This is a genomic window from Timonella senegalensis JC301 (assembly GCF_000312125.1).
GTDB lineage: Bacteria > Actinomycetota > Actinomycetes > Actinomycetales > Cellulomonadaceae > Timonella > Timonella senegalensis.
This window is the reverse complement of record NZ_HE978642.1, coordinates 487473-500482: the sequence shown is the minus strand read 5'-3', so window position 1 is coordinate 500482 and position 13010 is coordinate 487473. Positions and strand designations below refer to the sequence as shown.

10 protein-coding genes and 1 pseudogene are annotated in these 13010 nt (G+C 61.8%); all 11 read right to left on the bottom strand.

What is annotated here, in order from left to right; genetic code table 11:
* Position 1 precedes the first annotated feature (1 nt).
* The 11 genes and pseudogenes from hisI to arc all read right to left on the bottom strand — a co-directional run bounded on the left by hisI (position 2) and on the right by arc (position 12942).
* The gene (gene hisI / locus HGSM_RS06795; RefSeq protein WP_019147991.1) at positions 2 to 460 is read right to left on the bottom strand and encodes a phosphoribosyl-AMP cyclohydrolase; all 459 of its coding nucleotides are present in this window, start codon (positions 458 to 460) and stop codon (positions 2 to 4) included.
* A gap of 64 nt (positions 461 to 524) precedes the next feature.
* Positions 525 to 2342, bottom strand: coding sequence for an ABC transporter ATP-binding protein (locus tag HGSM_RS06790; protein WP_019147990.1), 1818 nt, complete (start codon positions 2340 to 2342; stop codon positions 525 to 527).
* Positions 2335 to 4242: an ABC transporter ATP-binding protein gene (locus HGSM_RS06785; RefSeq protein ID WP_019147989.1), complete on the bottom strand. Its 1908-nt coding sequence runs from the start codon at positions 4240 to 4242 to the stop codon at positions 2335 to 2337. The genes HGSM_RS06790 and HGSM_RS06785 overlap by 8 nt, the downstream gene beginning before the upstream one ends.
* A gap of 32 nt (positions 4243 to 4274) precedes the next feature.
* Entirely contained in the window at positions 4275 to 5048 is a 774-nt protein-coding gene (gene hisF, locus HGSM_RS06780; protein WP_019147988.1) for an imidazole glycerol phosphate synthase subunit HisF, read from the bottom strand.
* Between the two features lie 10 nt (positions 5049 to 5058).
* On the bottom strand, positions 5059 to 5982 hold the full coding sequence (locus HGSM_RS06775) for an FKBP-type peptidyl-prolyl cis-trans isomerase (RefSeq protein ID WP_195891355.1): 924 nt from the start codon (positions 5980 to 5982) through the stop codon (positions 5059 to 5061).
* 45 nt (positions 5983 to 6027) lie between these two features.
* Positions 6028 to 7392: a Pup--protein ligase gene (pafA, locus tag HGSM_RS06770; protein WP_019147986.1), complete on the bottom strand. Its 1365-nt coding sequence runs from the start codon at positions 7390 to 7392 to the stop codon at positions 6028 to 6030.
* Between the two features lie 2 nt (positions 7393 to 7394).
* Positions 7395 to 8165 (bottom strand): proteasome subunit alpha, encoded by a 771-nt coding sequence (gene prcA, locus HGSM_RS06765; protein ID WP_040594703.1) that lies wholly within the window; start codon positions 8163 to 8165, stop codon positions 7395 to 7397.
* Positions 8166 to 8341: 176 nt separating this feature from the next.
* Positions 8342 to 9154, bottom strand: a pseudogene (prcB, locus tag HGSM_RS06760) (proteasome subunit beta); the annotation flags it as partial.
* A gap of 6 nt (positions 9155 to 9160) precedes the next feature.
* Positions 9161 to 9355: a ubiquitin-like protein Pup gene (locus HGSM_RS06755; protein WP_019147983.1), complete on the bottom strand. Its 195-nt coding sequence runs from the start codon at positions 9353 to 9355 to the stop codon at positions 9161 to 9163.
* Between the two features lie 163 nt (positions 9356 to 9518).
* Positions 9519 to 11153 carry a depupylase/deamidase Dop gene (gene dop, locus HGSM_RS06750; RefSeq protein ID WP_019147982.1) on the bottom strand — a complete coding sequence of 545 codons (1635 nt, stop codon included), beginning with the start codon at positions 11151 to 11153 and terminating at the stop codon, positions 9519 to 9521.
* Between the two features lie 124 nt (positions 11154 to 11277).
* On the bottom strand, positions 11278 to 12942 hold the full coding sequence (gene arc, locus HGSM_RS06745) for a proteasome ATPase (protein WP_019147981.1): 1665 nt from the start codon (positions 12940 to 12942) through the stop codon (positions 11278 to 11280).
* Positions 12943 to 13010: the final 68 nt, after the last annotated feature.

Below are 13010 nucleotides of genomic sequence, written 5' to 3'. Positions count from 1 at the left end.
GTCACTGCTCGCTTTCGGTGGCGGGTGGTGTGGTCAGAGAGTCAAAGTGGGAGGCGATGACGTGTGCCGGCAGCTCGCCGCCCGTAATAAAGCAGGTCCGCTCGCCAGTGTGGCAGGCGGCGCCGATTTGGTCCGCCTCAATGAGGAGCGCGTCGCCGTCACAGTCGATCGATACAGAACGAACGTACTGGTAGTGACCGGACGTGTCGCCCTTGCGCCAGTATTCCTGGCGCGAGCGCGAGTAGAAGGTCACGCGGCCCTCACTGAGGGTCCTGCGCAGGGCTTCATCGTCCATCCAGCCGAGCATGAGCACCTCGCGGGTGTCGAACTGCTGGACGATCGCCGCCACGAGCCCATTGGGGTCGCGCTTAAGCCTGTCCGCGATCCGTGGATCGAGGGCTGGTTGCTGCCCGGAACCGGTGGGGTCGGTGGTCTCAGTATCAAAGTTCTCGCCAGTCACGGAAGCATTTTCCCACGAAACCCGTCACTTTACGCGACCCGTCCACGGATACGCGCACGTCCGACTACGCGTTATGCGTTTGCGCAATCCACGCGGCGTACATCTGCGAGTACCGACCCTCCGCCGCGAGGAGCTCAGAATGGTTCCCCACCTCGACAACGACCCCGGCGTCCATGACGACAACTACGTCAGAGTTCTGCGCGGTGGAGAGCCGGTGTGCAATGGTGACGGTTGACTTGTTGGTCATCAGTACGTCGAGAGCGCGTGCGATCGCGACCTCCGTGGCGGGGTCCACCGCAGACGTGACCTCGTCCATGACGAGCAGGTCTGCCTCGCACACGTATGCTCTCGCGAGTGCGATGAGCTGGCGTTCTCCGGCGGAGAGTTTGTCGCCTCGCTGGCCCACGTATGTGTCCCAGCCCGCGGGGAACGTGGCGAGCCAGCGTTCGAGTTCCAGCGCGTGGAGCGCACCTCGAACCCGTTCCTCCAATTCCATGTGCGACTGCATGCCGTGGGCACGCAGCGGATACGCAACGTTGTTGAAGATCGTGTCCGCAAACAAGAAACCTTCCTGCGGCACGAGCAGGATGCGCCTGCGCAGGTCTTCCTCGCTGTGGTCGCGCAGGTCCAGGCCGTCGAGCAGGATCCGCCCCGCACGAGGATCCGAGAACCTCGTGATCAGTTTGGCCAGTGTGGTCTTGCCGGAGCCCGTCTCCCCCACGATCGCGACCCTCTGGCCGGGAGCGATGTTGAGGCTCACGTTGTCCAGGACCTTCGGTCCAGCAGGATACGCAAAATCAATATTCTCGACGATTAAGTGCGCTGGTCCCGACGCTACAGCGTGCGCCGACTCGGCTGGGCTCGTTACATCGATCGGGGTTTCCAGGATTGCAAGGACACGGCGCCAACCGGCTACCGCATTCTGCATCTCGTTCAGGATCTCCGTGGCAAGTTGAACGGGGCCGGTGAACAACTGCACCAGGAACAGGAACGCGACGAGGCTGCCCAGCGAGATCTCCCCCGCGACTCCGAGGTACGCACCAGCGATGACCACGATCACGAGGACGAGGTTTGCCGCAAAGGCGCCTCCCGAGAACGAGACCGCAACCTTTTTGGCCGCTGTGATTGCCGAGTCCCTGTGGGCGATCGCTGCGGCGTCGATCTTGCTCTGGGTGCGGTCGCCAATCCCATAGGCAGCGATCGTAGACGCTCCCACGACAGCTTCCGACACTGCGCCGAGCATTGCGCCCATACGGGAGCGAACCTGAGTGAACGCTCGGTTCACTCCTTTTTGGGCGGGCTGCAGTGCGATCACGAAGGGGATGAACGTGGCCCACACGAGGAGCGCAAGCTGCCACGAATAGAAGAACATCACGATCGACGCCGCGATCAACTGCAGGAGCGAGGTGACGAGCATGATCCCGCCCCATTGAACAAACAGGGACACGGTGTCCACGTCTGAGGTGACTCGGGAGACGAGGGCTCCCTTGCGTTCGGTGTTCTGCGTCAGCACCGTCAGTTGATGGATGTGGGAGAAGGCCTTCTCACGCAGGTGCGCTAGGCCCGCTTCAGTCGATCGAAAGAGTCGGACGTTGAGTGCAGCCGTGCACAGTCCCGCGATGACGAGCGCACCGAGCGCGAGCAGTGAGACGGCGGCAATGTCCCTAACCTCGACGCCGTCAGCACCGCTCGACGCGATCGAGTCCAAGGCCCGCTGAACGGCCATCGGGACAGTGATTTTTCCGGCGGATGCCACGATTGCTAGGAGCAACGTGACCCAGATGCCCGTCACGATCTCAGGGGTCACTGAGATCCCGCGCTTGATCGTGGCAAACACTCCGAGATCGGAGGCAGACGCGATGGAGGATTCAGAGTTACTCATCTGCGTCCACCTCCAGTTCCACATCGTTGTTGTCGTACGCGTTAACCAGCTCGCGGTACTGCTCTAGCGATTCCAAAAGCTCGATGTGAGTACCACTTCCCACGATCCTGCCCTCGTCGAGGAACACGATTTGGTCGGCCCGTTGGGCGGAGGCCGAACGATAGGCAACCATGACCACCGTGGTCTCCCCGACCTTGGAAATGCCCGAGAGAATGGCCTGCTCAACCTGGGGATCCAGTGCGGACGTGGCATCATCGAGGACGAGCACCGCTGGTCGGCGGACGATCGCCCTCGCTATTGCAAGTCGCTGGCGTTGTCCTCCCGAGAGGTTAGATCCACCCTCACCAAGCGGTGTGTCGAGCTGCTGAGTCTGGCGCCGTGTGAAGGTGGCGAGCTGCGCAACCTCCAGCGCCTCCCAGACCTCGTCATCCGAGTAGTCGTGGCCGAGCGTCACGTTCTCCCGGATCGAGTCCTCGAACACGAACGAACCCTGCGACACAAATGACACAGCCTCAGAGAGAGAAGTCCGGCTCAGTTCTCGGACATCGTGCGTACCCACCCGAACGGTTCCGCTCGTTGGATCCCAGAGCCGGGCAATCATCGACACCGCGATGGTCTTTCCCGCTCCTGTGCGCCCCATGAGCACGGTCGTCTTACCAGCCGGGGCCACGAACGAGACGTCACCAAGCAGCGTGACGTCAGCAGAATCGTCGGTAATTGTGTAGCCCACGTGCTCAAACGAAACCGACAGTGGGACGCTCGAAGAGCGGGCGACGTGCAGCGAGCCCGGGACAATCTGTGGCTGCGTGTCCACCACCGTGGCCACACGGTTCCAGCCGACTACGGAGCGCGGCATATCGGCGAGAACCCAACCGAAGGTGCGCACGGGCACGGCGAACAGAGAGAGCAAGTAGGCCGCGGTGACGATGTCGCCCGGGCCAACGGCTCCCTGCGAGAGCCGCCAGACACCCACGACCATGACGAGCAGCGAACCCACGTTCGGGAGCGCCTCGATGAGAGGGTCAAACATCGCGCGGACGATTCCCACGCGAACGTTCGCAGCACGAAGTTCCTGAGTCTTCTCAGAGAACCTGCGCTCCTCCTGGTTGCGAGTCCCGAGCGACTTGACCAGAGTCGCGCCCTCGAAACTCTCGTGCGCGACCTCGGATACCTCGCCACGGAGTCGCTGAGCCCGCTCGATTGCCGGCGTCATGTACTTCTGGAACATGAGGTTCGCAGCGATCATGACGGGCACGATCAGCATTGCAGCAAACGCCAACCACACGTCCACCGCAAGCAGCATCACGAACGAAACCACCAGCATGACCACGGATCCGAGCATGAACGGCAACGGGTTAAAGACCGCGGTCGCGGCCTCAGCGTCCGAAGAGACGTGCGCGAGGAGTTTGCCCGCGGACGACTTACCGTGCCACTTCGGCTCCAAGGTGGTGAACTTTTTGGAGAGCTCCTGGCGGTGGTGCGCCTGCATGTTGAACACGCCGTAGGACGCGGAAATCCGGCGAAAGGCGATCGACAGAACCAACCCGATGATGACCGCAAGGAGGACAGCGCCGCCAAGCCAAATGGAGTGTCCAGACTGCTCGCCGCTCAAAATCGGGATGAGTTTGGTGTCCGTGATCCAGCCGATGACCCGGCCTACCGCGACGGTGAAGAGGCCAAAAGTTGACGAAATCAGGATCGCGGCTGTGTAGACGCGAGGCTCCTTACGGATCGTGCGTCCGATGATCGTCAGCGATTTGCGCAGATTACCACCTGGCAGTTCATACGAGGTCTCCAGCGTGCGGCCATCTTGAGTGTGCCGCTCGGAAGCCGGCTGGGGCCCGTTGGCCGATTCCGTTGGTGACAGCGGCGATGGCTGGGTCGACTGTTTCGGTGGCACAGACTGCTCTGGTTCCCTAGGGGTTCGGGCCACTACAGTCGCACCTCGACGCCGTTGGCCGCCATGTCGCGCTTGACCTGGTCGATGGTGAGCTTGCCAAAGTGGAAGACACTCGCGGCCAGGACCGCATCTGCTCCGGCCTGCGCAGCCTTGGTGAAGTCGCCTGGTTCGGATGCGCCACCCGAAGCAATGAGTGGAATCCCCACCTCACGGCGCACGGCGGAGAACATTTCGAGGTCGAACCCATCCATCGTTCCGTCGGCGTCCATCGAGTTCAGGAGAATCTCGCCGGCACCAAGTTCCTGGGCCCGGATTGCCCACTCCACAGCATCGATGCCCGTGCTGCGCTTGCCACCGTGTGTGGTGACCTCGAAGCCGGACTGGGTTGAGACGCCGTCGGGTACGCGCCGCGCGTCCACGGAGAGCACGAGTACCTGGCGTCCGAAGCGTTCCGCAATCTCGTTGATGAGTTCCGGGCGAGCGATCGCTGCGGTGTTGACGCCCACTTTGTCCGCGCCTGCGCGCAGGAGCTTGTCCACGTCTTCCACCGTGCGCACGCCGCCACCAACGGTCAGCGGGATGAACACCTGTTCCGCGGTTCGGCGCACCACGTCATAGGTGGTCTCGCGGTTTGAGGAGGACGCCGTGACGTCAAGGAAGGTAAGCTCATCAGCGCCTTGGACGCCGTACCTCTGAGCGAGTTCGACCGGGTCGCCGGCGTCGCGGAGGTTCTCAAAGTTCACGCCCTTGACTACGCGCCCTGCGTCAACGTCGAGGCATGGAATTACTCGCACTGCTACGGACATGGTGGCCTACCTACTTTTCTGGAACGGTCGTGGCGGCAAGAACATCGACCACGTAGACGAGAGTTTCCTTGGCTAGGTCAGAGTTGGTCTGTCCAAAGCCAAGTTCGGGCGGAATGATGACCATAATCTGTGAGCCCACGGGGACTCCCACGAGGGCCTGGTCGAGGCCGGCGATGACCTTGTCGACTCCGACCTTGAAGCGGATCGGGCCGGCATCCTTCTCCCAGGTGGAGTAAAACTCCTTGGAATCGCTCCACGTGGTGGCTGCAATGTGCACGAGCACTTGTGCCTTCTCGTCGACCTGCAGTCCCGACCCTGACTTGAGGTGCTGAACGACTAACTCGTGCGGCTTGGTGAGCTTCTTGCCCACCGAGACGATGGGCTTGCCGTTCTCCTCGTACGAAACCTCTGGCAGTGCCTTGTCCACTGGACGAGGGTCAGCAACCGAACGCGCAGGCAGCATGTCGACCACGAGAATCTGAGTCACGTCCTTGTCCTGCGAGACGTGCATGATCCGTGATCCAAACGGCAGTTCCACAAGCGAGTTGTACAGTTCAGAACCGATCGTCTTGGGAGAGAAGACGTAGGCCTGCGGCAACCCCGTGTAGTCGTTGCGGATCTCATCGCCGGTCTCGGGGTTCAGCGCGTACATGTGCAGCATGACCCAGTCGCCTTCCTGGACCTTCTCCCCCGATCCTTCCCACAGAACTTCCGTGACCGGGCTGACAAACTCAAACGGCTCGTCGAACTCGATCGTGGGAACCTCCCCTGCTGGACCCGACACCGTGACCGTTGTGGTTTCTGGTTCCGGGGTCGGCTCCTCCTTGGTCGTGCTGCACGCGGCAAGGCTCAGCACGAGAAGGAGTGAGAGAAGGACGGTGAAGACAACTCTCCATGAGTTGGCGGGGCGGGAGTTGGCGAGCGCGTAGAACATGATCATTCATGCTAGCCAACTTTCACCTTCCACACGACTTCCGATTCACATGCTGGCGATCAGGGACGCGACCCTCTCGTCCACGCTCTCGAACGGGTCCTTGCACAGGATTGTGCGCTGTGCTTGGTCGTTGAGCTTGAGGTGCACCCAGTCGACCGTGTAGTCACGCTTCTTATCCTGGGCGGCACGAATGAAGTCCCCACGCAACTTGGCCCGGGTGGTTTGCGGCGGGTTGTCTGCCGCAAATGCAATCTGCTCGTCTGTGACGATGCGACGCATGAGACCTCGCTGCGCCAACTTGGCGGCGAGCCCGTCGGTTTGGGAAATGTCGTGGTAGGCGAGGTCGAGGCGCGCGAGCCGTGGGTCGTCCAGCTCGCAGCCGAGCTTCTCTTGGTAGCGACGCAGGAGTCGCAACTTGATTGCCCAGTCGATCTCCGTATCAATCCCGGAGAAGTCTTGCGCGGTCACGGCGGTGATCGCACGCTCCCACAGGTCAAAGACTTCCTCGTCGTGTTGGCTCCCGTGTCCTTCTATGGCAACAAACGCGCGCGATCTCTCGAGACACTCACCGAGCAAATCGGTCGCGGTGATCGTCCGACCGCTCGCCAGGGTCATAGTCGCCGTGCCGGTCAGGTCATGGCTGACTTCCCGGATTGCCCTCATTGGGTTTTCGAGGCGCATGTCCCGCGTGGGAATTCCGGCCTCGATCATGCGGAGCATAATGTCGGTCGAACCTACCTTGAGCAGCGTGGTTGGCTCCGCGATAGAGGAATCACCAACAATCACGTGCAACCTGCGATAGAACTCGGCATCGGCGTGAGGCTCGTCGCGGGTGTTGATGATGGGTCGGGACCTCGTGGTCGCGCTCGAGACCGCCTCCCACATGTGATCGGCACGCTGGGAGAACCCGTAGGTGGCGCCCTTTGGAGTGGACGTGATCTTGCCCGCTCCGGTCATCACCTGGCGTGCGATGAGGAACGGCACAAGGATGTCTGCCAGACGGTTGAAATCACCCCTGCGGCGCACGAGATAGTTCTCGTGGCACCCGTATGAGTTGCCCGCCGAGTCCGAGTTGTTCTTGAACATGTGGATCCGGCCCGGGGTGCCTTCCGCCTCAATGCGGCGCTGCGCATCCTTGACCAGATCCTCCATGATGCGCTCTCCACCACGGTCGAACGCTATGAGCTGGTGCAGGTCATCGCACTCAGCGGTGGCGTACTCGGGGTGGGAACCCACGTCGAGGTAGAGTCTCGATCCGTTGCGCAGGAACACGTTTGAGGACCGGCCCCACGCCACAACCTTTTTGAAGAGTTGACGTGCGACCTCGTCGGCACTCAGGCCGTCTCCGGAGTCCGTGGCGCAGGTGATTCCATATTCGGTTTCAAGCCCGAAAATACGGCGGGTTGACACGTTTATTCTCCAAATAGTTCGTTAATGCGTTGTGGTGTCAGGCGCTTAAAGCAGCGCCGAGCCTTCGTGCGGTCGAGTACCGCTGCCTCGAGCTTGTCGGCGCTGAGCGCTCGCACGGAATCTGCTGGTTCGGCCTGCTCGGCGTCCGTCTCTCCCGTGCCTGCGCCGGTGCCGGTCGGCCCACCCGACTGCGCGGGGACGCCCTGCGGAGTGGCGAGAACCTGGGCCATAATGCCGAGGACCTCCGCTAGCGGCAGGTCCGGCTTCCACAGCGTGGCCATGACCTCGTTCAGCGAGTCGGACTGCCCGCCGATCACCACGAACCCATGTTCCTCTGCCACGGAGCCGTCGTATGCGAGGCGATAGATCTGGTCCTGTGCCGCGCTTAGGCCTACCTCCGCGACAACCAGTTCCACCTCAAGCGGCTTGGACTCGGTGGTGAAGGCGGTCCCGAGGGTCTGGGCGTAAGCGTTGGCCAGCCCGCGTGCCATTACGTCTGTCCGGTCGTAGGTGTACCCGCGGAGGTCGGCGTACCTAATACCAGCAACCCGCAGGTTCTCGAACTCGTTGTATTTGCCGACCGCGGCGAACCCTATGCGGTCGTAGATCTCCGAGATCTTGTGCAGCGCGCGCGACGGATTTTCCGTGGCGAACACGATTCCGGAGTCATACTGCGCTACGATCACCGATCGTCCCCGCGCAATTCCCTTCCGGGCAAATTCCGCGCGGTCCCGCATGAGTTGTTCGGGAGAAACATAGAACGGCATGCTCATTGTTGTGCCCCTTCCCCGCCCCGCGTGGATCCCGGATTGATTTCCGACGATCCTGGCCAGCTACCAGCGCCACCTCCGGAACCAGCGGGGTCACCACCCGGGCCCGTGCCCGGGGCGTGGAGCGTGGTGGTCGGCGGAACCGCGTTACCCGGCCCGCCCTTTCCCGGGGTGAGGACTCGCGCGTGCGCGAGGCCCTCGGATCTCCCGGCAAGAACCATAGTGGCGACCTCGGTGAGTTCGGCTGGGTCCACGTACGAGAATCCGTCCGCGGTGACAACCGCGACAATCGGCCAAATCTTACGCAACACATCGGGGCCAGCGGTTGCAGAATCGTCGTCAGCGGCATCCCACAGCGCCTCAATGCATAGCCTTACGGCCTCCGTCCGGGTCATGTCGGCGTGCCATAGTTTCTTGAGAGCGCCGCGCGCGAACACGGAGCCCGAGCCCACGGAGTGATGGTTTGTCTCCTCGTAGCGTCCACCGGTCACGTCGTAGGAGTAGATGCGGCCATACCCTCGGTCAGTGTCGAACCCTGCGAAAAGTGGCACGGCTGCGAGGCCCTGCATTGCGAGCGGCAGGTTTGAGCGCAGGAGCGCGGCAAGCCTATTGGCCTTACCGTCGAGTGAGAGCGTGTCGCCTTCGATCTTCTCGTAGTGTTCGAGTTCCAGTTGGAACAGGCGCACGAGTTCGATCGCTATTCCCGCCGTACCTGCGATCCCCACCACGGACGTTTCGTCTGCGGCGAAGACCTTCTCCATCTGCCGGCTCGAGATCATTGAGCCCATGGTGGCGCGCCTGTCCCCCGCCATGACGACCCCGCCAGCAAACTGGGCGGTAACGATCGTGGTGCCGTGAGGCACCTCAGGAAGCACGCCCTTATCCACCGAACGAGACATCGGAAGGACCTCCGGGGCAACGCGCTGAGCAAAATCTAGGAACGACGAGCCGACTCCCGTGAAGTCGCGTGGAAACCCGGATTCGTGGCCCATCGCAGCCTACTGTCCGCCCTTTTGCACGAACCCCTTAACGAACGACTCTGCGTTGACTTCGAGGACATCGTCGATTTCGTCGAGTAGTGAGTCAACCTCAAAGTCGGCGGCAGCTGCTGCTGGTGGCGGTGTTGGAGCTCCAGCGTTGGCGTCGTCCTCAACCTCGTTCGTCTGTGGTCGCTGTTGTTCTTGCCCAGCCATGTCGACTCCTCCTGCGATAGGTGCCCGCCCCCCCTGTTATCTGCGGGCGGCCACGTCTTTGTTCCATCTAACCGCAAAACTTGCGGGTTTGCCCTGTTCATCCCTGCAAATGGACAAAACGAGCAGTGCACCTGTGACCACGTGCGGGACTGGGTTGTTCGTGCTACTTCTGCCCAAGTAGTGCCTGGAGGAAGGTCGCAGGATTGTGTGGGTGAGCGTCAAACAACTGCCCTACGTGCTTTTGGGTTCCGCGCCAGGGATCGAGCATCGGGATGCGCTGGAGGTTGGGTGACTCCGGAACATCAAAGATGACCGAGTCCCAACTAGCACCCACGATCGAGCCCGCATAGTGAGCCATGGCCTCGCCACGGAAGTATGCGCGCGTGTCGGTCGGCGGATGCGTTACCGCCGACTGGATCTCAGATTCCTCGGCAATTGTGTCCACGGCCCCTGCAGCGACCAACTTTCGGTACAGGGATCGTTCGGGCCGCACGTCGGACCACTGAATGTCCATCATCGCGAGCTTTGGGTGATCCCACTCGAGGTTAGAGCGCCTCCGCATGGACTCGAGCAGGCGATACTTGGCCACCCACTCGACCTGACGTGCACAGCTCATGGGGTCGGATTCCAGCGCGTTGAGGATGTTTGCCCATCGCGCAAGCACATCGTCGGTCTGCTCGGCCACGGGGTCATCATTCTTCGCCCGCGACAGGAGTTCAGTTACCACGCCGAGGTACTCGCGCTGGATGGCGATAGCGGAGAGACGCTTACCCGAACGCAGTTCGAGTTCCACGGAGCAGCTCAAGTCCCGCGACACCGTAGAGACATCTGCGACCGGATCGCGCAGTTCAAGCGCCGAAAAGCGTGCCGCCAGATCGTGGTGCTCGGCAAGCCTCTCGGCGGCCCACAGGACCAGGTAGGTGGTGCCGATCTTCAGGTAAGTGGTGGGCTCGAGCAGGTTCGCGTCACCGATGATGACGTGGAGCCTGCGCCATCGCACACGGTCCGTGTGCGGCTCGTCGCGCGTGTTGATGATGGGGCGCCGCATGGTTGTTTCCAGTCCAACGAGCGCTTCAATAAAGTCCGCCCTCTGGGACAGTTGAAAACCGGGAAGTTGTCCATGCGTGCCGAGCCCGACGCGTCCCGAGCCCGTGAACACTTGGCGCGTCACAAAGAACGGGGTCAGGATGGCCACGAGCGTGCTGAAGGGGACGTCCCTGTCCACGAGGTAGTTCTCGTGAGTGCCGTAGCTCGAGCCCTTGGAGTCGGTGTTGTTCTTGTAGAGCTGGAGATCAAGACCCATCGTCTGGGCGAGCTGCCGGCTGGCCTCAAGCATCACGCGCTCACCCGCAACATCCCAGATAACGGCGTCACGAGGGGTTGTCACCTCCGGTGACGAATACTCCGGGTGCGCGTGATCCACGTAGAGGCGCGCCCCGTTGGTGAGGATCGCGTTGGCGGCGCCCGGATCGTCGTAGGCTTCCACGCGCGGACGCGCAAGGTTCTGGGCGCGAGTGCCCTTTGCCAAGATCATCTCATTGCCGGAAGGCGCTGGCAGGCTCGGGTCATCGGTCAGCATGGAGGGATGCGCCGAGGCCCTTGGGAGGTGGAAGCCTCGTGCGTCGTTAAGCGGATCTTCGTCCTGGTAGTCCCAGCGTGCCCTTCCCCGGGCATTGGAACTGATCGCGCGGTAAGCGGTGACCACCTGGCTCGACATGAGCATCGGGTTGGCACGCGGGTTTCCGTTCTGGAGAATCCCGTACTCGGTCTCGATTCCGACGATTCGTTGCACTGTCACGTTGTTGCTGCCTTTGTCTTTGCATTGTGCGGATCGGCGTCACGCGCCGAATCACAAGATACGAGTGGTCGTGAACCGCTCCGCGTGCCCGCGGACGAGGTGCGGTCCGCGAGCCCGCGAGCGCCTACAGGTATGGGCCGGTGTTCTCGGCGTTCTGGACCGACTTTGGGGCGTCGTTGTGGGAAGTGGGAACCTTGGTCTGCACAATCGTGCGGATGAAGACGATGCGTTCGCCCTTCTTGCCCGAGATCCGCGCCCAGTCGTCCGGGTTAGTTGTGTTGGGCAGGTCCTCGTTTTCCTTGAACTCGTCAAGGCAGGCGGTCAGCAGGTGTTCGATGCGGATGCCCCGCTCGCCAGTGGTCAAGAGGTCCTTGATCGCGGACTTCTTGGCGCGGTCCACAATGTTCTGGATCATCGCGCCGGAGTTGAAGTCCTTGAAGTACAGGATCTCCTTGTCGCCGGAGGCGTAAGTGACCTCGAGGAACTGGTTTTCCTCGCCCGTGGAGTACATGCGCTCAACCGTGCGCTGGATCATCGCCTCAACCGTTGCTTCCCTGTCTCCACCGTGTTCTGCGAGGTCAGCTGGGTGAATCGGCAGGTCGGCGGTCAGGTACTTACCAAAGATTTCGCGGGCGCCCTCGGCATCGGGGCGTTCGATCTTGATCTTGACGTCCAGCCGGCCTGGGCGAAGGATCGCGGGGTCAATCATGTCCTCGCGGTTGGACGCGCCAATTACGATGACGTTGTCAAGCTTTTCCACGCCGTCGATTTCTGCGAGGAGCTGCGGCACAATCGTGGTTTCGACGTCTGATGAGAGACCAGTACCGCGGGTACGGAACAGAGATTCCATCTCGTCGAAGAACACGACGACCGGGTATCCCTGGCCCGCCTTCTCGCGTGCTCGCCCGAAGATGAGCCGGATCTGACGCTCGGTCTCCCCCACGAATTTGTTGAGCAGTTCAGGGCCCTTGATGTTGAGGAAGTAGCCTGTCGCAGCCTTGGGGTCTCCGCCGGAACGCTCGGCGGCGGCCTGCGCGAGCGAGTGCGCGACCGCCTTTGCGATCAGAGTCTTTCCGCAGCCTGGAGGACCGTAGAGCAGAATACCCTTGGGCGCCTTGAGGCCGTGTTCGCGGTACAGGTCCGGGTGGACGAAAGGCAACTCAATGGCGTCCTTGATGTGCTCGATCTGTGGGCCGAGTCCGCCAATGTCCTCGTAGTCGATGTCCGGGATTTCCTCGAGGACCAGTTCCTCTACCTCGGACTTTTCAATCTTCTCGTACGCGAATCCCGCCTTGAGATCGATCAGCACGGAGTCGCCAACTCGGACGGAGGGCTTACCGTTTTGACTACGCAGGGAATGGGCCAGTCGGATGACGCGCTCGTCGTCGCCTTTGCCCGTGATGAGGGCACGATCGTCACCGATCAGTTCCTTGATGCCCGCGATCTCGCCCGTGCGCTCAAACTTCAGGATCTCAACGATCGCCATGGCCTCGTTGAGGCGCACCTCTTGTCCGGGTCGGGCTGCATCGATGCTTGTGGTGGCGAGCGAGGTCAGGCGCAATTTTCGCCCCGCCGACACCACATCTGCCGTCCCGTCTGGGTACGACTGGAGGAAAGTGGCGTAGGTGCTGGGCGGCTTTGCCAGCTCTTCGAGCTGCTTCTGCAGTTCCACGATCTTTCCGCGCGCTTCGACGAGCACCTGCGCGAGTCGTTCGTTCTGCGCGGAGAGCATGGACACGCGCTGTGTATCTGCGGGTGAGGAGGACGTGCGGGCGGTGTTGTCTTCCATGATTCGTCCCTTCGAAGAGCCTGTTCCCCAAGACTTTCACATGCGTGCGCGCTGTGCTTGGGGGCGAC